General features: G+C 40.7%; 15 protein-coding genes. 14 read left to right on the top strand and 1 reads right to left on the bottom strand.

From position 1 onward, the window contains the following. Positions 1–6: 6 nt before the first annotated feature. From QZ998_RS03765 to QZ998_RS03755, 3 genes are all read left to right on the top strand, one after another. Complete coding sequence (locus tag QZ998_RS03765; RefSeq protein ID WP_296558139.1) at positions 7–954, top strand: hypothetical protein; 948 nt, start codon at positions 7–9, stop codon at positions 952–954. 76 nt (positions 955–1,030) lie between these two features. Then, positions 1,031–1,468 (top strand): hypothetical protein, encoded by a 438-nt coding sequence (locus tag QZ998_RS03760; RefSeq protein ID WP_296558138.1) that lies wholly within the window; start codon positions 1,031–1,033, stop codon positions 1,466–1,468. 165 nt (positions 1,469–1,633) lie between these two features. After that, positions 1,634–6,838, top strand: a complete 5,205-nt coding sequence (locus QZ998_RS03755; RefSeq protein WP_296558137.1) for an AAA domain-containing protein — start codon at positions 1,634–1,636, stop codon at positions 6,836–6,838. A gap of 206 nt (positions 6,839–7,044) precedes the next feature. Here the strand turns inward: QZ998_RS03755 and QZ998_RS16865 are convergent, their stop codons facing one another. After that, positions 7,045–7,266 carry a hypothetical protein gene (locus QZ998_RS16865; RefSeq protein ID WP_366512386.1) on the bottom strand — a complete coding sequence of 74 codons (222 nt, stop codon included), beginning with the start codon at positions 7,264–7,266 and terminating at the stop codon, positions 7,045–7,047. Positions 7,267–7,474: 208 nt separating this feature from the next. On the opposite strand from QZ998_RS16865, the gene QZ998_RS16860 reads away from it, so the two are divergent. The 11 genes from QZ998_RS16860 to QZ998_RS03700 form a co-directional block, all read left to right on the top strand. Then, positions 7,475–7,525: a hypothetical protein gene (locus tag QZ998_RS16860; protein WP_366512387.1), complete on the top strand. Its 51-nt coding sequence runs from the start codon at positions 7,475–7,477 to the stop codon at positions 7,523–7,525. A 211-nt stretch (positions 7,526–7,736) separates the two neighbouring features. Beyond that, the gene (locus QZ998_RS03745) at positions 7,737–8,792 is read left to right on the top strand and encodes a Fic family protein (protein ID WP_296558153.1); all 1,056 of its coding nucleotides are present in this window, start codon (positions 7,737–7,739) and stop codon (positions 8,790–8,792) included. Positions 8,793–8,856: 64 nt separating this feature from the next. Beyond that, a complete protein-coding gene (locus tag QZ998_RS03740) occupies positions 8,857–9,096 on the top strand; it encodes a winged helix-turn-helix domain-containing protein (protein ID WP_296558151.1) in 240 nt (79 codons plus the stop codon). 201 nt (positions 9,097–9,297) lie between these two features. Continuing rightward, complete coding sequence (locus QZ998_RS03735) at positions 9,298–9,894, top strand: type IV toxin-antitoxin system AbiEi family antitoxin domain-containing protein (protein WP_296558135.1); 597 nt, start codon at positions 9,298–9,300, stop codon at positions 9,892–9,894. Beyond that, complete coding sequence (locus QZ998_RS03730) at positions 9,891–10,724, top strand: nucleotidyl transferase AbiEii/AbiGii toxin family protein (RefSeq protein ID WP_296558134.1); 834 nt, start codon at positions 9,891–9,893, stop codon at positions 10,722–10,724. Before QZ998_RS03735 ends, QZ998_RS03730 begins: the two co-directional genes overlap by 4 nt. A 107-nt stretch (positions 10,725–10,831) precedes the next feature. Next, a complete protein-coding gene (pglZ, locus tag QZ998_RS03725; protein WP_296558133.1) occupies positions 10,832–13,393 on the top strand; it encodes a BREX-1 system phosphatase PglZ type A in 2,562 nt (853 codons plus the stop codon). Between the two features lie 144 nt (positions 13,394–13,537). Beyond that, a complete protein-coding gene (locus tag QZ998_RS03720) occupies positions 13,538–14,842 on the top strand; it encodes an ATP-binding protein (RefSeq protein WP_296558132.1) in 1,305 nt (434 codons plus the stop codon). A 119-nt stretch (positions 14,843–14,961) separates the two neighbouring features. Then, positions 14,962–15,975, top strand: a complete 1,014-nt coding sequence (locus QZ998_RS03715) for a WYL domain-containing protein (RefSeq protein WP_296558131.1) — start codon at positions 14,962–14,964, stop codon at positions 15,973–15,975. 109 nt (positions 15,976–16,084) lie between these two features. After that, the gene (locus QZ998_RS03710) at positions 16,085–18,919 is read left to right on the top strand and encodes a PD-(D/E)XK nuclease family protein (protein ID WP_296558129.1); all 2,835 of its coding nucleotides are present in this window, start codon (positions 16,085–16,087) and stop codon (positions 18,917–18,919) included. 2 nt (positions 18,920–18,921) lie between these two features. Then, on the top strand, positions 18,922–22,503 hold the full coding sequence (locus QZ998_RS03705; RefSeq protein WP_296558127.1) for a UvrD-helicase domain-containing protein: 3,582 nt from the start codon (positions 18,922–18,924) through the stop codon (positions 22,501–22,503). A gap of 316 nt (positions 22,504–22,819) precedes the next feature. Next, positions 22,820–23,266, top strand: a 447-nt coding sequence (locus QZ998_RS03700; protein WP_296558125.1) for a chemotaxis protein CheB, incomplete at its 3' end; no start/stop codon positions are given.

The raw sequence follows: 23,266 nt of genomic DNA, 5'->3' as shown, positions 1-23,266 counted from the left end.
ACAGAATTGTTTATTAATGATTTAAAAACAGGGGATTTGAGTGTATTGCTTCAACAGGTGATTAAGGATGATACCCTGTGTCTTGCCATCAGAGATAACTATATTAATGTTTACTATCGAGGGTGCAATTTATTGCGTGTTGAAACAAACGGGAAGGGTTATAAATATATTTTTAATGACAAGTACCTGAACCATCAGCCCCCGCAGTATATTTCAATGGCACAATTGCAGGGATTAAGCAGTATTGTTGATTATATTAAGGCATTCCCGTTATTGAAACAGGAAATGGATCTTTGGTTTCATGACAACAAAAGACAATACGAACGGGAATTCCAGCAACATGTGATGCGGGATAATAACATTAATATGACAACAACTACACCAAAGGGAACATCCAATGATACAGATTATTTTGTTGCGGACATTGAATACGCCAATACAGAGAATGGCAGTCGCTTTGATTTGATTGGCGTAAAATGGCCTTCAACTGGATCAGCTAGAAAAAATGGCAAGGTGACAACCCTTGCCATTATGGAAATGAAATATGGGGATGGTTCAATGACTGGGGATGCAGGAATCATTAAACATTTCAAAGATATGGATCTGTTTGCTAAAAATGGAAAACTTACCATGTTGGCTCAGGAAGCCGAAACGCAGTTTAACCAATTGTATGAATTGGGATTAGTAAAAGGGATAAATAAACACATTCAAATTGACATGGAAAAGCAAAAACCGGAATACCTGCTATTACCAGCAAATCATAAACCAGCTTCCACCGTTTTGAAAAGGGAATTAACTGAAGCTTTGAGATTATATCCGGATGTTGCAAAAAACTATTCGATAAAAATTGCTCAATCATGCTACATGGGTTATGGGTTATATAGTAAACAAATGATCAGCATTGGGGAATTTTTAGAGACCGCTGAAGTGGAAGAAGTTGGTGCAAGTATTTAAAGACAAGTTACATTAACAAATAGATTTTTTTGGGAAAATCAGAAGTAACCAGTTTTTTAATTGAAAGGTGCGTATCGTGTTAGAAATACTGTCATCAGTTTTAGCTGTTTTGAGGTCTGTCTTTGATGAGATAATTAAGGGATTTAAAAAGAAACCAGTTTTGGTTATTCGAGATCAGAAATTTTTGCATTTTCAATTTGAAATCCATAACGGAAAAGACCGGCCTATAATAATAAAAGAAATAGGTTTCTTTAAAAAATATTTATTTCAAAGAACTGAGATTATTTATATTTGTCAGAATTTAAATAAAAAAGTACCAAGTCTAGATGTTGGTGTAATAACATTGCCCAGCCCCAAAATAAAAAAAATATTATTGGAAAAAGGATTTGCAGATCCGCTCATTCTTTGGGCTTTTGTTAAGGACACCGAAGAAAAGACTTACAAAAGGAAGATTAGAATAAAACTAAATGAATTACGGGATGAAAATTTATCAAAAAGTGATTTAGGATTATAAAACTAAGAAGGCTGAACTGTAGCGGGACGAAACGGTTGCAGATTTTAGAAGAAAACATGGCAGTTTTTAAAGAACAAATTCTCTAAGAGCGGAATGGAGATATAATTGTAAATATCGAATTCGAGGGGGTTTGTAGTCAAAGTTTATGTATGGCGGTGAAATAGGATGGATACAATAGAAAAAATCTACGAATCAAATGAAGCTTTTGTTGGAAATGAAAATTTCAAAGGCGTAAAGAAAATTATTGTAGATAACTATAGTGATGAAGCACACTTTGTGTATGAAATGCTTCAGAATGCAGATGATGCGGAGGCGACTGAAATCACTTTTGACCTACGTGAAGACAGACTGATTGTTTCACATGATGGTAAGGCTTTCACAGAAAAGAATTTAGAGGGTATCTGTAGCATCAGCAGGGGAACGAAAAGTGATGATTATACGAAAATTGGGAAATTTGGCATTGGTTTCAAATCGGTTTTTGTATACACAGAATCACCACAGGTCTTTTCTGGTGATTATGCGTTTGAAATTAGGGAATTGGTTCTTCCTAAGAGAATCAAGAACAGTACTACAAATCGAAAGGGAAAAACAACTTTCATTCTCCCATTTAACGCGAAGAAAACGAAAAAAATTGCAAGGGACCGAATCTACAAAAAACTGGATAGTTTGCACGAAGAAGCAATTCTGTTTTTACAAAATGTAAAGAAAATCAATACAGTCGTTGGTGAAGAAAAAAACACAATTGAGAAGACGCTACTTAATAGTAGCCAGTTTTTGGATGACTCTTTTTCTGAACATATCAGAATTACAAAGATGCCAACGGAAATTGAGCATTCAGATGATGAGGAGGACGAGTATGAGGACGATGAAAACATTTACTCTTATTATTACTTGCTCAAAAAGACCGGCATAACACTACTGGATACAGATGATGAAGGCGAAATTGTAGAAGTTAACAATCAAACAGTTATGATTGCATACCTGGAAGTGGACGATGAAGTCTGTGCGCTGAGCGATGATTATTACTGTGATCACGATGATTTTTATTTTGTTTTCTTTCCTACTAGAATTTCTTCAAACTGCGAATTTCTGATTCATGCACCATTTATAACCAAATCTAGCCGGGATACTATTGCGCTGAATAATGTAGCTAACGATGATTTAATGAAAAACATAGGTATTCTGGTAGCCGATAGTATGATTGTTTTAGCTAAGGAAGAACAATTATCGGTTGATTTAATTGAGCGTATGTTCTTTAGCGACCGAGAAGATGGCTTCGGTAATGAGATAATCTTTAAAAGTTTTAAAGATGAATATATCAAGCTATTACGAGGTAGAAGGGCAATTATTCCTTGCAGCAATCAATCTTATAGAAGTCTTCAGTCGGTATTATTTACTTCGGAGAAAGTTGAGGACTGTAAAAAAGTAGTGGATTTATTTGGAATTAAATGGCTTTCCGTTTTCTTTGGAACGAAGAATGAAGCACATTTTTGCCATGTGGACCATAATAGCGATTTCTTTTATTTTGTGTATACGAGTTTTAAATGCCGCAAGATGGTAATCTGGGACATCGTTAATTCACTAACTCCAGATTTCTATAAGGAGAAAACAACCCAGTGGTTCATCAATTACGTCGATTTACTCATTACTCATAACTATTATGGATTTTCCGCTAGTTATGACCATTTGGATAACCTTCCGCTAGTAAGAACTAAAGAAGGCAGGCACTGTACGTTAGAGGACGCAGCACAAATCTATCTAAACAATGGAACACTAGAGGAAAAGCTGCTCGAAGATAAAAAGGTAGAGTATCTCTACAAAGAGATTTTTAAACTGAAAGAGTACTCAACGGAATTAAATGACGCTAAGAATGCGATACATGTTCTGGCATCGGATGAAGAGGTTGATTTTTCAGAGCAAGTTCGACTTCTTCGAAAAATTCTCATAGCCGTTGAGGATAAAAAAATACCATCTGATGAGATTGCAGATCAACGAATCATAATCGTTGAGAACCAAAGAAGTGGGGAGAAGCGAAAGATACTACCGAGGGAAGCGTTATCAGGAAGATGGGAGAGAACAAATGGTTCCTTCGATTTATATGTCTTATGCAAGGACGTTGATATCGAATTGACTGATAGCCGGTATTTTGACGCATTCAATGTACAGGAGCTAAAAAAGCTGGGATGCAGAACGGATGGACTCACTTTTGACAGAGGTGATAGATCAAAATTCTTTAGGGCGAATGGTTTAAGTGGGATAAGCTGGGATGTACATTTACGACCTTTGGTAGGGCGCGCAAATAACAGAAAATTCTACCCGTTGAATCAGTTGGCGTATTTTGATTCTATTCTTGAAGCGCTGATGAGCATCGAGAAATCAGTAATTATTTTGAGACTTGCTAAAGAATTTGACATGCAAATAAAAGACTGGGTGGAATGGTCATCAAGACAGGATTTCAGTCCAGCAGCGGCCACACATGGTTTTGACGAGTGTTATTCAGTATTTGGAGCATCCCTTGCATTGAAAGCGTGGATGTATGATAAAAAAGGAAATTTGGTCAGACCATCAGAAGTTACCTCAGATGAGTTAGCTGTTGAATATCGAAAAATCATGACCGCTGATATTGCGGATAAGATTGGTCTGAAACGAAGTTCTTCGGAAAAAATCAACACTCGAAACAAGGAGCTTGAAACAGAAGGCCTATTCGCCATTCCAATTGAAGAGAAAGAGGCTTATGAGGCGTTTAGAAGACAGCAGGAGGCTAAAAAAGCAGACGCTGAGTTCTGGAGTCAGCTAGATAAGGAGAGCGAAGACTCTAGCAGTGTAACGCATCCTAGCAATCACCAGCCTGTTTCACATTACGAGGATGAGAATTCTGACCAACCACTTGACCCTTCGTTGAATGTGTTACGCGATATTGCTAAGAAAACAAAAGCGAAGAATAAGAGGAAAGACCAAGCTGAAGATACTGAGCTGGAGGAAATTCAAGACGTTGACCAGGACGAATACACTCCAGCAACCGTCAACTATAAGCAAAAGATTGAGCGAGCAAAGCAGAAAAGTGCAGCAGAAATTGACAAAATCACTTATCTTGAGGAACTGGATAATAAAATAGAAAATTCCACCCCGTATTCTTATGGATGGTTTAAGGCTCTTTTAGAAATGGAGAGCATTAATAGCGGTGAAGCGAACCAGAATAGCCGAGAAGTTTCTATCAGTTTTGCAAAGGTGGAAAGAGAACCTGGAACGAAGAGGACGCTTGTTCTAAAAAATCCGAACAGATATATTCCTCAGTTCATGGAAGAATTAGCAGACATACTCCTGGTTTTGCATATTGGCGATAAAACTAAGACGGTGGCTATTGAGGTCGCGAATATCAAATCATATACATTACGTGTAAAGATCAAGGATAGTAATGCGATTGACGGAATAGATCTTAATGCGGTTCAGGAAGCAACAATAAACGCACAAAGTCCGTCCTTCCTTTTGGAGGAACTTCGAAAGCAATTTGCAGAGCTAGGATATGATGATGACTTCAATATGAAGGACAAACTGTGCGAAAATATTGAGTTCATCTTTGGGCCGCCTGGAACAGGAAAAACAACATATCTTGCCAAGAATGTGCTCATTCCTTTAATGGAGAAGAACACAGAATGTAAAGTATTAGTTCTTGCTCCGACTAACAAGGCTGCGGATGTTCTTGTTAGAAGAATCATGGAAGTGTCCAGTGAGGACCAGTCCTATGCGGAATGGCTCGTTCGCTTTGGAGCAACAGGTGACGAGGAAATTGAGCAGAGTGCTGTATTTAGGGAAAAAACCTTCGATATTAGGACACTGTCCAAAAATGTTACTGTTGCGACCATGGCGAGATTCCCTTATGACTTCTTCATGCCGCAGGGAGCTAGGATTTTCCTTCATGGAATAAATTGGGACTTCATTGTTATTGATGAGGCATCGATGATTCCGCTAGCGAATATCATCTTCCCGCTTTATAAAAAAACTCCTAGAAAATTTATCATCGCAGGTGATCCATTCCAGATTGAACCGATTACCTCAGTGGAACGATGGAAAGATGAAAACATTTATAAGATGGTCGAATTGAACTCTTTTACAAGACCAGAGACTAAGCCATATCCATATGAGGTTAAGCTACTGACAACACAGTATCGAAGCATACCAGATATTGGAGGTGTGTTCAGCAATTTTGCTTACGGAGGCATCCTGAAGCATTACCGAGACACGTCCAGTCAGCGACCATTAAATGTGGGTGATGACCTGGGGGTAGAAACACTCAATATCATTAAGTACCCGGTTAGTAAGTACGAAAGTATTTACCGCTGCAAGAGATTACAGCATAGCAGTTCCTATCAGGTATACTCTGCACTATTTACATATGAATATGTGTGCTATCTGTCAAAAGAAATAGCAAGAAACAATCCAGGAGAATTATACAAGATAGGCATCATAGCTCCATACAGGGCACAGGCAGATATGATCGATAAACTTCTAGCTGCTGAAAGATTACCGCAGGAAGTTGATGTTCAGGTTGATACAATCCACGGATTCCAGGGAGATGAGTGTGATATCATTTTTGCGGTATTTAATACGCCGCCTACAATATCATCATCTGAGCAAATGTTCCTAAATAAAAAGAACATCATCAATGTTTCAATTAGCCGTGCAAGAGACTTTTTGTTCATTGTTATGCCGGATGATAACACTGAAAACATTGGAAATCTGCGACTGGTGAAACGAGTCGAGAATTTAGCTCGCAGTACTGATGCGTGGAATGAATTTAAGTCACCAGTCTTAGAAGATCTTATGTTTGGGGACTCGCACTATCTTGAAAACAATGCATTTTCTACTAGCCATCAGAGTGTAAATGTCTATGGCTTGCCTGAACAGATATACGAGGTTAGAACAGAAGATGCAGCAGTAGATGTTCAGGTACATAAAGCTGTAAAATCGGTTATCGTTGATAGTACCCACCAGCCAAGAATTGCTGAGGAAAAACAACATTCAGAACAAAAGCAGTTGGTGTCGAAACAACCGGAATATGTTGATTCCTACGATCTGGATGAGACCTTGATTCCAGAAAAGCTGTGGAAGGCTGCCATCGATCTTCCTGTTAAGGGAGCGATGAATGGGTGGTGCTATCTGGTGCCATATGATGGGAAACTTAAAGACCACATTAGCAAACCATGCGTTGGCATGTTCATTCCTCAATTAAGGAACGGGCAGGAAAAGATGGTGAGTGTATCTGTTGTCGAAGCAGATCGGATGATCTACATTTCTGCAGATATGTTCAAGCTCTACGAGCAGGGACTCAGCGAGCCTGAAGGAATAGAACTGCGAAGAAACATGTTCTGACTAGTGCAAAATTGTATAAAATACTATGAATATTGTTGCCCGTCAAATTATAAGCACCACCATCCGGCATTTTATTTTAACCAAAATAGCGGGAAACAAGGTTATCAAGGTACATTATTGACACCTGATTCGGCAGTTTAAATAAACAGCGATATTAACGGAGCAAATTAAAAGATCTGATTAAAAGCAGGTTTCCCTGCTTTTAATCAGATGACGAGATGGAGTTTAAGGGCTTTTAAAGCACAGATGTTGCTGATGGCATCGGGTTCTGATAAATCCGGATTGTCGATGGTCAGCTGTTCCATATTCCAGAAGGTATCGTTTAAAGCGGCAAGTGGGGTCGATACCCCCAGATCCGGGATGCATAAAAAGTGGCCGTGGGTATAGGTGCCGCAAATGATATGAAAAGAGCTGTTGCGGGCGGTCACGGTCAGCTCATATGGATCAACGGTTGTGATCAGTCGAATCTGTCCTTTCCAGGAAGCTTTCCCTGACAGGTTTTTGGAACAGAGCTTGAAACTAAGTGAAACGCTAAATGGGAAAAACGATACAATGAAGGGATAAATGAACCAATGGAAGAACTGCTTACAACCGAATCCGGTAGTAATGAAGATTATTGAGCAATGGGGAAGTGGTATCCCGAAAATGATCAGTGCCTGCAAGGAAGCTGGTTTACCGGAACCGTAACTGAAAGAAATGGGCGGAAATTTCCGGGTGACAGTTTCGGCCGGGAGTGATGACCACCCAAGCTACTAAGCCACTACCCAAGCTACCCAAGCTACTACCCAAATGTCACTTACAGAACCAGATATCTTTTTGAAACAGATTCGGAATCTCCATCATTTCATGCTATAATGACGTAGATAAAATTAAAATGAAGGAGATAGGCTGTAATACGATGAAAAACTATGACTTTCAGAATCAACCGAAGGTGTTATTGACTCCGGAAATTGTTGGATTATTGACGCAGATACATGAGCATAAAGGCCGGCAATCCTTGTTTATTGAGGCAAACCCCGATGTATTAAATACTTTATTGGAAGTTGCCAGAGTTCAGAGCACCGGCGCTTCCAATCGGATTGAAGGAATTTTTACGACCGATAAACGGCTTAAGGAACTGGTCAAAGACAAGGCAGAACCAAAGAATCGATCCGAACAGGAAATTGTCGGTTACCGGGATGTTCTGTCGACAATTCATGAAAGCTATGACTATATTGAGGTTACCCCTAATATTATTTTACAGTTGCATCGGGATTTATATTCATTTTCTAATGCTTCGGTTGGCGGGAGTTTCAAGAATGCTGATAATATGATTGCCAAAGTGAATGAAGAAGGAAAACAGAGCATTCGTTTTAAACCGGTATCCGCCTATGACACAAAAGAAGCGATTGATCAGTTATGCCAGTCATTAAGAACGGCATTGCTCCAGGGCACTTACGATCCACTGCTCTTGATACCGATGTTTGTACTAGACTTTTTATGTATTCATCCGTTTAATGATGGCAATGGGCGGATGAGTAGATTATTAACCGTGCTTTTATTATATAAAAATGGTTATATTGCTGGGAAGTATATCAGTATTGAGATGCTCATCGAAAAGACAAAAGAAACCTATTATGAGGCCTTGCAGGACAGTTCATATGATTGGCACGAAAATAAAAATAACTATGAACCCTTTGTGAAGTACTATCTTGGGATTTTACTTAAAGTCTATTTGGAATTTGAACGGCGAGTTGAACATTTAAGAGTTCGAACGCTGTCAAAACCTGAACGGATAAAAATGGTCATCGACGGCAAAATTGGGAAAATTTCTAAAAGAGAGATCATGGAAGTATGTCCCGACATCAGTAAGGTTACCGTCGAAAGGACGCTGTCCGCGTTAGTAAAAAATGGTGATATCGAAAAGGTGGGAGCTGGACCTGGTACGGCTTATATTAAAGCAAAAAATGATTGAACATGTACAAAACAGTGGGTGACGTTTTGGCCGGGAGAGAAGACCACCCAAGCTACTACCCAAGATACTCAAGTGTCATTTACGGAACGAGCTATCTTTATTGAAACAGATCCGAAGCAACCCATCATTGTCGCAAAAGCAAATTGCAGAACAATTAGGATGGAATGTTGATCGTGTGAAGTATTATTTTAACAAGCTGAAAAAGAATGGCTTCATTAAGCGGGTGGGAAGTAGCCAAACCGGTCATTGGGAACTATTGGTTGAAGAGCTTGAGGAAGAGAATACGTGGTTTTTCAAGTCTTGATGATACGTGACAGAACTGAAATTAAAAAACAAGAGCACTGGGTAAATCTAGATTTTATGTTAACACCAATATTTCTAATATAACAGATGAAAGGTTACATTAGAAATATTGGTGTTAGATTAAGAAAGAACAATTTAAACTTGTCTTTATCGTTCGTATAAAATATAATATATACGAACGATAAAGACAAGAGGTGATCGCATGACGGATAAAGAAATGATTCTGGACGCGCTAAAAAAGAATAACGGCGTGATTGAGACGAAACAATTTGCAGAGCGAGGAATTGATAATAAGGTCTTCCGCCGATTAGAGCAAGATGGAAAAATTGAGCGAATCAACAAAGGCATTTATATTGATGCAGACCAAATGGTGGATGATTATTTTATCATGCAGTATCGCTGTAAAAAAGGGATCTTTTCTCACGAAACGGCATTATTTCTCCATGATTTATGCGATCGATCGCCGTTGAAACTGATGATGACCATTCCTACAGGTTATAACACCCGGTTGTTGAAAATGGACGATCATTATCAATTTTTTTATATGAAAAAAGAATTTCACGAAATTGGGAAAATGAATGTGCAGTCGCCATATGGTCATACGATTGCAGTTTATGATAAAGAGCGAACCATCTGCGATTGCCTGAAAAAAAAGGATAAGCTGGATACCGATCTTGTTTTAACGGCAGTCCGGCAGTACATGCGTGATCCGGAGAGAGATTTTATTAAACTTCAGTCGTATGCCGATGTTTTTAAGATTTCATCCCTGGTACATCAATACATGGAGGTGTTAGCATGACCATCAATAGCCCCAGACAACTGAAAGATTGGATTAACAATCGTGCCAAAAGAGATGGTGTGATTGCAAACACCTTACTTCAGAGTTTCATGATGGAGCGCCTGCTGGAAAGAATTGCCATATCCAACTATCGGGATAACATTATTTTAAAAGGCGGTTTTTTAATTGCCGCAATGATTGGGATTGACATGAGAAGTACGATGGACATGGATACCACAATTAAAGGCATTTCCATCGATCAACCGGGAATTCATAAGATACTATCAGAAATCATATCAATCGATCTTGAGGATCATGTAAATTTTAACATTAAAGGAATTAAAAGTATTCACGATATTTCGGAATATGATGATTTTCGAGTCAGTCTTGAGGCAATCTTTTTTACAATTAAAGTTAATTTAAAAATTGATATCACCACAGGAGATATGATCATTCCAGGTGAAGTGGATTATGCCTACAAATTAATGTTTGAAGAACGAGAAATCAGCGTTAAAGCATACAATCTAAACACCATACTGGCGGAAAAAATTGAATCAATATTGGTAAGAAATATCTCCAATACCAGAGCTAGAGACTATTATGACCTTTATATTCTGATTAAGCTCAACAACTCCGTGTTGGATCGGGATGAACTCGAAATCGCAATCAGGAAAAAAGCGGAAGAACGAGACAGCACCAGGTATTTAGATAACCACGTTGCTTATCTGGATAGTATTTCAAAAAGTCAGGAACTCCGTAAAATCTGGAATGACTACAGCAATAAATATTCATATGCAAAAAATATTGAATTCGATCAGATCATTAAAACGATTCGGGATTTATTGACATAATACACGACAAACCAAACAAACCAAACAAATCAGGTGTGTGATTATAATGTGGATTAAGGAAAGAATAGCGAACAAATAAGGAACAAATTTATGATGGAGGACACCACATGGCAGAACTGAACTTAAAACAAATCACTGACAAACTTAATGCCGAGTTTTCCGGCGAAAACCGGAAATTGGTTTTCTGGTATGATGATCATGGGGATTTTGCGACTGAAATCGAGTCACTGGAGCTTGCCGGTGCCAAGTTGTATCGGCTGGCGCCGGATAATCAGTTTCAGACCAAATACTTTCTGGAGCGGGTGGATACGGTCACTAGCTATCTGGTTTACGCACCTTTTCCCCGGCCTCCGGTGCGGGATAATCATCTGGAGGATACCATCCGTTATTCGAAGATTTTTCATGCCGACCGGGTGTCCCTGCTGACCGTCGATCTGGGTATTGATGAAAAGTATAAACCGGTGATCCAGAAATATATCAAATTCTTTTCGGCCCGGGAACGGACCCAGCGGTTTTATGATCTTGAGATTGAGAACTTTACCCGGGAAACCATTGAAGTGGCATTGATGAGTGTGCTCTGTAAAACCCGGACTGCTTCCTTTGAAGAGGTGGTGCGGGTTGTTTTAATGGATGAAGGCGTTTCAGAAAATAGTTTTGAAGAAAATAGTTCTGATGACAACCGCTTTGATCAAAATAAGATGCTGGGCGAGTTTGAAAAGTACGATCTGCTTACACCGTTCTGGGGGCTTTGCGAGGAACACTTTGGTTACAACGATGTCACCCCCAATCTCGAAAAACTGGTCGTGACCCTATTTGTTACCTATACCGCCCGATATCTCCAGGCTGATCTGCCGGAAGGCTTAAAAAGCTTTGTGAGCTATAAATCCGGAAACATTATCGCTTTTTTGGACAGCCTGATTAACAACGTCCTCTATCGTCAGAAGTATGATGATCTGTCGGCCTATGTGGCCAGAGGTCTCAATGCCGGTGCCGTATTTAAGGGTTATGATCCCGGGGTTTTAATGACCTGCGATACCTTTGCCGTCATCGATTGGGTTATCATTGCCTGGGTGATGGAGCGACTGCTAGCTGAAGATACCGGGGCAAAGCTTTCAGATCTCACCATTCCGGCGATTTGCGAAGAACGCCAGAAAAAACATTTTGCTGAGATCTTTAACACCACCTATGGACTCCTTAACCATTCCTATTATCTGATTCTGAGCGCCAACTATCAGTGTCAAAACAACTTTAAAAGCGTCGTCGATCAGTATCTGGAGGCCGATTACCGGATTGATGGTCATTACCGGAAATTCTATTACTATTTTGATCAGCTCAGTGAGACTGCCGGTTTTGAGAAGCTGCGGGATCTGGTTGAGAACATCTATACCAACGAATACCTGGCAAAGGTCATAACCGGCTGGAATGACGCCCTGGTCAGTGAAGGCATGCCAGCGGCTTTGCCGCTGCAGCGCCGGTTTTACGAACAGCTAATCAGACCGATCAAGGATAAGCTGGTGGTGATCATCTCGGATGCCCTGCGCTATGAGGTGGGTCATGAACTGTTTTTAAAACTTCAGGATGATAAAAAGTGTACCGCCAGGTTGTCGGGCATGTTAGGGGTATTACCCTCCTATACCCGGCTGGGAATGGCGGCTTTGCTTCCCCACAAGACGCTGACCATCTCCGCTGATTATAAGGTACAAGTAGATGGGTGCACCGCCGATGATCTGAAACAGCGGGAAGCGATTCTAAAAAGCGATGTTACTAACAGCCGGTGCGTTCAGTTTGATGAGATTAGAGCCATGAAAAAGGCCGAGCTTCGGGATGTCTTTACCGGCATGGATGTGGTTTATATCTATCATAACCAGATTGATGCCCGGGGCGACAAGCAAAACACCGAAAATGAGGTCTTTACCGCTTGTGAAGAAGCCATCAACGAAATTCACGGGCTGATCAAGCGTTTGACCTCAAATGCCAACACCACGCATTTTATGGTTACCGCCGATCACGGATTTATCTACAAACGGGATAAGCTTCAGGAAAGCGACAAGATCGGTAATGGTGCCAGTAAGGATGCCTTTGTCAATCGTCGTTTTATCATCCATCAGCAGGCGCTATTCGGGGATGGCATTGCTTCGATGCCGATGGGGAAGATCCTGGGTAACGACGACACCAAAACCGTGTCCTTCCCGGTGAGCTCCAACGTCTTTAAGGTGGCTGGCGGTGGCCAGAATTTTGTCCATGGCGGATCGTCTCCCCAGGAAATGATCATCCCGGTTATTGATGTTAAAACCGAAAAAGGCCGGATCGAAACCCGACCTGCTCAGATTATGCTGGTGAGCATGGTTCAGAAGATCACCAACCTGATCGTTTTTCTGGATTTCATGCAGACGGAACCGGTGGGGGACGGCATTAGCATCACCAGTTACCGGATCTTTTTTATCTCGGAAGACAATGAGAAAATCTCCAACCAACAGAGTTATATCGCGGATAATAGAGATGACAAAGCCCAACAGCGGATTTTCCGTTTGCAGTTCGCCTTTAAAAACAAACAATATGACAAATCAAAACAATATTATCTGGTGGCCATTGATGAAAAAAATGGTTTGGAAGTGCTTCGGCATGGGGTAGCCATGGATCTGGCTTTTGCCAATGATTTTGGGTTTTAGATGACGGATAGGGTCGGCGGTTGCCAGATTTTATAATTCTCGCACAATATTACGATTATTCGTCGTAAATAATGTAATGAAACAACAAACATTCATCGTAATATATGTTATAATGGATTAAAATACCATTATGAGGTGATGAAAATGGAACGAATAGCAACGGAGAAGCTCCATAAATGGAAGCTTAAGAAAAACAAAAAACCCCTGATAATTCGAGGAGCCAGGCAGGTCGGTAAAACCTGGCTGATGAAAAACTTTGGACAGAAAAATTATCGTCACGTTGTTTATATCAATTTTGATAATAATCAGCAGATGCAGGAATTGTTTGCAGCTAATATGAAAATTGAACGGATAATCACAGGACTGGAACTTTACTCAGGCAATAAGATCAATCCCGAAAACACCCTGCTTATTTTTGATGAAATACAAGAGGTACCCAAGGCGATGACAGCCTTAAAGTATTTTAATGAAAATGCACCGGAATATCAAATTATCTGTGCCGGTTCATTGCTGGGGGTTGCTTTGCACCAGGGGACATCATTTCCGGTCGGCAAGGTAGAATTTCTTGACCTCTACCCTTTGTCATTTACAGAATTTATGAAAGCCATGAGAAAAGAACAATTTGTCGAACTCATCGAAAAAGGCGATTATCAATTGGCAAACACATTTAAACAGGAATACATCGATTTGCTTAAATATTACTATTTTATTGGTGGGATGCCGGAAGTCGTTGTCAATTTTGCTGATCATCAGGATTTTAATGAGGCAAGAGAGATACAGCAGCGAATCCTGACCGCCTATGAGCAAGATTTTTCGAAGCATGCGCCAAATGAAGTGATCCCACGTATTCGGATGTTATGGAACAGTATTCCTTCCCAGCTCACTAAGGAAAACAAAAAGTTTATCTACGGTCTGATCAAGGAAGGGGCACGGGCGAAAGACTATGAAATGGCGATGCTCTGGCTGACCGATTGCGGTCTTGTTCACAAAGTACAACGGGTAACAACACCAGGACTGCCATTAAAGGCATATGAAGATTTAAAGGCATTCAAACTGTTCATATTGGACGTTGGTTTACTATCCTGTATGGTCAGACTGAATCAAAGCGTTCTGCTTGACGGCAACGAACTGTTCAAAGAGTTTAAAGGTGCGTTGACAGAGCAATATGTGCTACAGCAGTTAAAGACGTTAGCGGGCATTGAAACCTATTACTGGACAAATGATCGAGGAAGTGCTGAAATTGATTTTCTTGTTGATAATGGCAGCGATGTGTTTCCCATTGAGGTCAAGGCTGAGACCAATTTGAAAGCTAAAAGCCTGAGAACCTATCATGAAAAATTCAGTCCCAAAATATCAATTCGTACTGCCATGACCGATTATCAGCAGGAAGATTGGCTGCTTAATTTGCCTTTGTGGGCAATCAATACATTGCCAATGAAGTTATCTTAAAGGGGGTGGAGTAGTGAAATGGAAAAAATCAAAACCTGAAAAACACAAGCCAGTAATACCAATTTAGTCATGGGTGTTTTGTTATAATGCTCTAAGAAAATCTATTGGGAGGTTTTAAATTGGAAAAGACAAAAATGAAACTCTTGCGGGTCCTGGATATTCTGAAAGATACGGATGAAAATCATCCGCTGACAGCCAACGAAATTTGCGAAAAACTCCAATCCTATGGGATTGAAGCGGAGCGCAAGTCAGTGTGTCGTGATATTAATACATTAATAGAATATTACAATAATGAAAGCGATTATGGATACGAAATAGAAAAATACGATGATAACCGCAAAGGCTATTACATGTGTAGTCGGAGTTTTGAGGATTGGGAGCTGAAAATCCTCATTGACGCAGTCTGGCAGGCCCGGTTTTTAACTGAGAAAAAATCGGAATCCCTGGCCAAACGGTTGAGACTGCTGGCCAGTTCAGAAAGCAGAAAAGTTCTGCAAAATGTAACGCCGGTAAAATCCTATGTCAAAACCAATAAACTAAAGGTGGCAGAACACATTGATATGTTGTTGATCGCCATTCGAAAAGGACGGAAAGTAAGGTTCCAATATGAATATACGGATACAAATCTAGAACGACAGGTCAGGTTTGATGGAAAAGAATATCTGGTCAATCCCTATTCCTTGAAATGGCGTGGCGACCGCTATTATCTGATTGGGAATTATGATAAGTATGATAATTTATCCTTCTATCGACTCGATCGGATTGTCAATTTTTCCATTACTGATATGCCGGTAAAACCAGCCAAAGAAGTGGTCGGTGATAACCCATCCAGCAAAATCGAAGAATATGTTGCCAAAAGTCTTTATAATTTTGGTGGTGAGAAGATACACGTAGTTTTAAGAGTGAAACCAAACATGGTCGATGAACTGATCGACTATTTTGGCGAAAACATCGAGTTTAAACAAAATGGCTCGGATGAGTATGATGTCAGAGTTGCTGTCAATGAAGGTGATGGTCTATATTTCTGGCTTTTGCAATATGGAGAAAATGTCAAGGTTGTTTCGCCGGTTCAGGTTCGAGAGGAACTGTTGAAACGGGTAAGAAGGATCAAAGACCTATATGAAAACGATTAATTTGGAATAGAACAGCTTTAGAGTGCATCAGTGGACAATTGTTCACTGATACAGAATTGAGAAACAAAAAACTAATCCATATCATAAAATTGAGTTGGAGGAAATGTCCGTGAAATCAGCTTTAACTTTTAACCAGTTTATCAAAGATAATCCATTTAAAAAGAAAATGCTCATTGTTCCTAACTATACGGTGGGTGAACAATACATAAGACAGGCAAATGATCAGGGGATTCCCTGTATCAATCTGGAATGCAAAACCATTTATGATTTGGCTTCGGGTATCTGTCAAATTCAGACAGCTTTAGATGGTGAAGAACTAAAGTTGATTAATCAGGACGTTGCCACCAATCTGATGATGGATATCATGCAGGATCAATTGCAGCAACTGAGGTATTTTGTCAATCCGGAGTGGATTGATATTCCCACCGCCAGCGAACTGATCCGTCAAATCGATGAGATTAGGATAATGGATGCCCAGGATGTGTTGAAGACCAAGGCGGATTCACCAAAATTAATGGATTTGAGAATTGTATTGGAAGCTTATGAAAATCGGTTAAAGCAAGACATCTTGGTGGATTATGTTAGCCTTTTAAAGATGGCCATCGATCTGGTTAAAAATGAAGCCGGTTTTAAAAATAGCAAGTTTGGTATTCTCGCCAATACTAGCGCCATTGGTTTGGAGCGGGCATTGATCACTGCCTTTGCTGGAGCGGATATTGAAATTATCCAAACACCCCGGATTGAAGGCATCGATCGGCCTGAAACCTTTTATTCCCGAGTGCCTGAATCCTTTGAAGAGGGAAACGATCTGGCCCGGATCTATGGGGTGGAAAGTCAGCTGATTCAGCAACCAGCCATTGATTTTTTCCGATCCTATGGTCAGGTCAATGAATTTAAATATGTAGCCCAGGATATTCTGGAAAAAGGTTATGCCTTTGGCGATGTTCAGGTTGTATTCACCCATTATTCCTACGCTCTTTTACTTCATAATGTTGCTCAATCGGTTGGTCTTAACCTAAGTCTGCCCGGAGGGATCCCCGGATATCACAGTGAAATCTACGCTTTTATACGAGACCTCTTCACATTTGTAAGAAATGAATATTTCGAAGAGGACTTAAAATCTGTTTTACATAATCGTTCATTAAAACTGGCAACCACTAAGAAATCAAATCGACGGCTTTTCGAAGACTTTAAAATCGAAGGGGTCGGTTTTGGCCGTAGCCGATATCAAAAAGTAATTGAGAAATTTCAGACCTTCCAGGATTCTGAGGATGAAACGGAACGGGATTATTTTGTGTTTGGAGAATTCTTAAGCAATTTATTGTCACTATTTCCGGAAGATCTGTCGAAAGCGGTTAAACTAAAAGGTTTTACCCTTGGTATCGCTGGTTTTTTATCGGATTATTGTAGCAAAGATAATCTGAATGGGGACTATCAACGGGAGTGCCAGCAGGCTGTAACCGCACTGATTGAGTTTGCCGAATTTTCGACCATTAAAATGAGCGCAGTGAGTGGCATGGATCAGATCCAGGTGCTAATCGAATCATTATCGGTTCAATCAAGCCGGGAAGCAGAAGATGCGATTCTCTGTACCAGTTTTTCAACGGCGGGTCTTATTACCAGACCCTATGTTTATGTGATCGGTCTTGATGCCGATCGCTTTCCTCTTAAAGCAAACGAATCACCGGTTTTATTAGACCAGGAACGGCAGAATTTGGGATTAACCTTTGGGATGTCCACCAGTGTCGAAAAAAACAGTATCTACAGACTGCTGGAGAGTCTTGCCGGAAAGATCAAACGGGTAGTATTTGGTTATAACTATTTTGATACGGTGGGGATTAAAGAAAAGAATGCCTCTTCTTTTTATAATCGCTTGCTGGAAATTCAGCAGGTTGATAAGAAATCTTTAGAGAAAAGCGGTTTCATTGGTACGAGTAAAAATATTCTGCAAGAAAAAGAATATTATCTTTTTGCCACGAAAGCCCAATCAGAACAACCGACAATGGGGATAATCAAGCGCCAAGGCTATGTTCTGGGGGATCAGATGAAATCTTCAGATCAGGGTCTTGGTTCACTTTCGGCCAGCAGTATTATGATGTTTCTTGATTGCCCAAGACAATATTTTTATCAATATCGTTCCAATCTGAAACCGCCAGAAACGGTAGAATATGACCGATCTGTCTGGTTGGATCATCAGAAAAAAGGGATCTTTATGCATAAGGTACTGGAGGACTATGTGGCAACCGTCATCGTTGGAAATAAAGAGCAAGAATTCAAGGTCACGGCATTTGCTGACATTTACCAAAAGAATTGTGATGAGATGCGAGAAAGGGTGCCCTATTTATCCCGGACGGCCTATGAAATGCAACGCCATCGCTGTCAGGAAGACGCCAGAGGCTGTCTGATCCAACTATGTGATGAAATGAAAACACAGCGCTTTGTACCGGTTGCCACCGAACTGGCCTTTGGGATGCACCTGGCCGATCCAGTGGAGATCACGTTAAAGGATGGGAATACCCTGCCTTTAAAAGGCTCAATTGATCGGGTTGATGCACTCGTTGATGGTACCTATCGGATTGTTGATTACAAGACTGGTAAATTTGCCCCGATGAAAAAAAAGCGAGAACTCGGTTTTGATGCTTTTATTCAGGATTATGTTTATGCCATCGTTCTTGAAACCATTTATTCAGATAAATCTTTGGAAGTATCGGAAAGCCGGTATGATTTTCCCTGCGATCGTCATGCGCATTTAAAAACTGAAATTAGCAGAACGACAAAAATCGAAGCCAGGGATAAATTAAATGACATTGTCGGTGATATCGAAAACGGCAATTTTGAACGGTGTTCTGGCGAACCGGATAAGTATGTCAATTGGGAAACAACCTGTGGTTATTGTAATTATGGGACATTATGTCAGGCTGAAGCCTGTGCCTGGGAGGTATGACAATGGAAGATAAAAACAGATCGCAAATATTAAATGATTTTACTCCCAATATCCTGATCGAGGCCGGGGCCGGATCGGGGAAGACTACCATCCTGGTTAACCGGATCTTGAACCAGATCAAAAACACCGAAATTACTTTAGATAAAATGGTAGCGATCACCTTTACCGAAAAAGCGGCCATCGGTCTTCAGGAGCGCTTTCAGGAAAACTTATTTAAAGCTCATGCCCAGGCAGAGGGCGCTCAGAAAGAAAAACTTAAAAGAGCCATTGAAGATATGGATAAGATTCACATTTCGACGATTCATTCCTTTTGCAGTAGCATGCTCAAAGAGATGCCCTTTGAAGCAGGGCTTAGCCTAGATTTTAAAATTGTCCGGGATGATCAGGATGCAGTATTTAAAAAAGGTCTATTTGCTCAGTTTTGTGAAAATGATCAAACCGCTTTTGATCCGGAAATCAGTAAAATAAAATCACGAATGGGAGAAGTGGGTATTAATCCCGATATTCTGGAAGATACCTTTTATTCAATCTGCGAAAAAGATGGCATTACCTGGGTCTATGATCAGGATAGCTTAGAAAAGGATCGCCAGGACTTTTTCTTAAAGGCCCGACAAATCATAAAACAGGTTTGTGAAGTTTTAAATAAACAGGATGATCCCGCGATTGGGTTCACTGAGATTGAACTGAGGCGTGGTGGCACCCTGACGGACGATGAAACCCCGGTAATTAAAGATGAAACCCGTTCTGTATATAAATGGTTTATGCAAAATGAGCAGGCTAAACCCGCTTCAGATTGCATGGAAATACTCGAAAAGCTCGATGCGAAAATGAATGTATGTGCCGGCAGAAATGATAAAAGCAAAAATTTTAATCCGGATTTTTTAAATATCGGTAAAGGTGTCAACAATCGGCTCAAGAAAGATTATCAGTTGGATCAAGTCTGTGCCGAATTAAAAGAGGATTATTCACGCTATCGACATGCTTTGTGTATGCGGTTTTTAATCGGAGCGATCAACTATTTTAATGTTGAAAAAAAGAAAGAAAAAAAACTGACCGATAAGGATTTGCTGGTAATGGCCAGGGATATGATCAAGCAGTCTGAAACAGCCCGGCAGTTTTTTAGTCATAAGTATACCTGCTTCTATATCGATGAATTCCAGGACACCGATCCCATTCAGACCGAGCTGATCTTCTACCTGGCCTGCCGGGAGACGACCTTGCCGGAAAACTGGGAAGACTGCCAATTAAAAGATGGTACGCTTTGTATGGTCGGTGATCCCAAGCAGTCAATCTTTGCTTTTACCGGAGCCGATATCAAGCTCTATAACCGGGTCAAGGAAAAAATGCAACAGGATAGCAACTGTAGGGTCTACGGATTACAGCGCAATTATCGGTCAAACAGGCAGATTTGTGACTGGGTTGAAAACAGCTATTCAAAAAAATTAAGTGGGTTTGGTTTCCCGGATCAAACCGAAGCAGGAACCAGCCAGGCAATTTTTGAAGGGATGACCACCTTGGCACCAGAGTGTGGAGCCGATCATCAGACGTTAAAGGGTATTTATCGGTACCAGTTAGGGGAGGGAACAAAGGATGAACTGATTGAACGGGATGCCCCTTATATCGCAGAACTGATTGCCGGTTTAATTGCGAATCAGGCTCAGATCAGTCGGTATGATACGGCGACTAAGACCGCAGCTACTCGAGCCGTTACCCCCGGTGATTTTATGATTATTACCTGGTTTACAACCTCAATGCCACGGTACATTAATGCCTTGAAAGAAAAAGGAATTCCTGTTTCAGTGGCGGGGAAAATTGAGACAAAGGCTCTGGAAGAGGTTAACAACCTGGTGCTGTTGCTGAGCTATCTGGATGACTACCGAAACAGTTATCGATTGGCTTTGGTGCTCGAAAAACTATTTGCCTGTCATCTGGAGGCGGACCAGCGGTTTACTTATCATCAGTTCATCTGGAATGAAGCGGAGATAAAAGCGTTAGCAGATATCCGCATCAAAGAGAGTCTGCTCGAGATTCAGAAACTTTTATTACTGATTAACCAGGTTCCTCCGATGGTGGTGGTGGAAACGGTCGTTAATGATTTTAAAACGATTATGGCAAATAAAAACTATGATATTATCACCCTGAATTCCGCCATGGGAAATGTGGAACAGCTATTGGAAGTGGTCCGGTCTGAACCCTATTCGACTTTCTCAGATATTGTTGCCAGGTTACAGAGTCTCAGCGAAAATACCCTGGATCGAGAAATGTCAATCACCGATCTGATTGAAGAAGACGGCGAGTACAATGCCGTTCGGATCATGAATCTCCACAAAGCCAAAGGGCTTGAAGGTAATGTGATTCTTCTGGTGGATCCTTCAACCGGAGTGTCGGGTTTTCCGGACACGATGCTCTTTATCGAGGACGATGGGATTAAAAAGGGATTTATCATCCCGAAAGACAAATATGGTAGTTATATTGGCAAACCGGATGGTTGGAATGAAGCTAAAGCCATATCGGACGCCTTAAAAAGGGAAGAACATCTTCGGTTACTTTATGTGGCATCCACCCGGGCCAAAGAAGCGCTCATTGTTGCATCCGGGGATCGCATCGATGGCCGGGGGAAAGTTGCCAGGAATACGGCCTGGAAAGAGCTGGAACCCTTGATTGCATGTCCCCAGGAAACAAAGCAGATCTGTGACGGGATGCTGGATTATCCCGGGGTTGCTGAGAATATTATCAATCATGAAAAAGATCAACTAAAGCATTGGGGGATTGTGGATACCCATAGCGAATTTATAAAGCATCAATCGGCTTTTGAATCCTGCTGTGAAGAGGCTCAAAAACCAGTGGCCGGGCACATAAATCCCAGCAAGTTCTTAAATCATCTGACTTCCAATTGCGATGAAGATCCGGAGCCACTTAGTGAGCAGGAAAGTGTCAACAAACCGCTTCGGGGGAACCTCTATGGGATTATCATTCATAAACTTTTCCAGCTATTAGTGGATGGCAGATATTCTAAAATCACCGATCTCTCAGAAGCCGAGCTTGAAATGATCATGAAGAAATCGATCCTGGCGGGTCTGGAAAGTGAACCACTAACGAAAAAACAGTGCGACCTGTTAAAAATCGACCCATCACTTGAATTGGCACCATTTATTGAGCAGTTGAGCGCTGTTTATGATGCGCTGCATGAAGATTTGCGGTTAAAAACTGAAAATCTTTGTCAAGACCAGGAATTCTGGAACCGGATTGATCAAGCAGATGCTGTTTATACTGAACTGCCATTCCAGTTGCAGGTGAAATCAGAAAAGGCATCGGAGTTGGTTGATCTTCTGAATTTAGAAGAAGTGGAAAAAACAAAACCACTATACATGCGTGGGATCATTGATCTGGTGATTGTTAAAGACAACGACTATACCATTATCGATTATAAAAGCAATGCTAGGGGAGAGATGGAAGATCTGGGTAAATTTAAACAGAATCTAGAGGCTACCTACAAACCCCAGCTCGATTTGTATGAGCTGGCACTGAAGGAAATGATTGGTGACGTAGCGGTAGAAGCGAGCATTTATTGTTTGTACAATTAACTTTAAAAGTGAAATTGGTGCACCACATCTACGCGTGTTGGCTGCAAAAATGTTGACGGAACTAAAGTTTTTTTGATTTAATGGGGTTAAAATACTTTTGATACCATAACCATAATTTGTTAATAATGATTGAAAGGTAGCACTGTAAATGTTAAAATAATTAATTAACAATAGCAATAGTGACTGTATTTATGGTGGTTATAAAATATTGGATGGCAGTAGCAAGTATACGAGTTGTAGAAATTACCTGCTCACTTCGCAGGTGATGACATAGAAATGAGAACTCTTTTTTTATTGATAGAAAGGTGATTATATTTTGGGAAATATTGATGCAAATTACTATGTTGGCGTTGGCGCATCTGCCGGTGGCCTTGAGGCGCTAGAAGATTTTTTTAGAGCAATGCCTGACAACACCGGACTTGTTTTTATCGTTATACAACATTTATCACCGGACTACAAGAGTTTAATGAATGAGCTTTTATCGCGCTATACCAATATGGATATATATGTGGCCGAGGATGGGATGGAAACAAAAATAAATTCCGTTTATCTGATACCACCACGGAAGAATCTCACCATTTTTCATGGCAAACTGTATTTAGAAGAACAGAAGCGTACCAACCTGTTAAATCTGCCGATTGACATTTTCAAACAAACGATCGCCCATGGCGTAGAAACTGTCCTTGCCCAGCCCATGGATATCACAGCTCTGCAGCTCCGACAGCGCCGATTGCTCGTTAAACCACCGATGGGTGGCCAGTTC

The sequence above is a fragment of the uncultured Acetobacterium sp. genome (genome assembly GCF_927416815.1).
Lineage (GTDB): Bacteria > Bacillota > Clostridia > Eubacteriales > Eubacteriaceae > Acetobacterium.
The sequence above is the reverse complement of the archived record's forward strand: the minus strand, read 5'-3'. Positions and strand labels throughout refer to the sequence as shown.

What these genes read in the sequence shown, in the direction of transcription:
- QZ998_RS03705 (WP_296558127.1), top strand. Translation starts at nt 18,922, where the DNA reads ATGGAAGATAAAAACAGATCGCAAATATTAAATGATTTTACTCCCAAT.
- pglZ (WP_296558133.1), top strand. Translation starts at nt 10,832, where the DNA reads ATGGCAGAACTGAACTTAAAACAAATCACTGACAAACTTAATGCCGAG.
- QZ998_RS03730 (WP_296558134.1), top strand. Translation starts at nt 9,891, where the DNA reads ATGACCATCAATAGCCCCAGACAACTGAAAGATTGGATTAACAATCGT.
- QZ998_RS03720 (WP_296558132.1), top strand. Translation starts at nt 13,538, where the DNA reads ATGGAACGAATAGCAACGGAGAAGCTCCATAAATGGAAGCTTAAGAAA.
- QZ998_RS03755 (WP_296558137.1), top strand. Translation starts at nt 1,634, where the DNA reads ATGGATACAATAGAAAAAATCTACGAATCAAATGAAGCTTTTGTTGGA.
- QZ998_RS03745 (WP_296558153.1), top strand. Translation starts at nt 7,737, where the DNA reads ATGAAAAACTATGACTTTCAGAATCAACCGAAGGTGTTATTGACTCCG.
- QZ998_RS03735 (WP_296558135.1), top strand. Translation starts at nt 9,298, where the DNA reads ATGACGGATAAAGAAATGATTCTGGACGCGCTAAAAAAGAATAACGGC.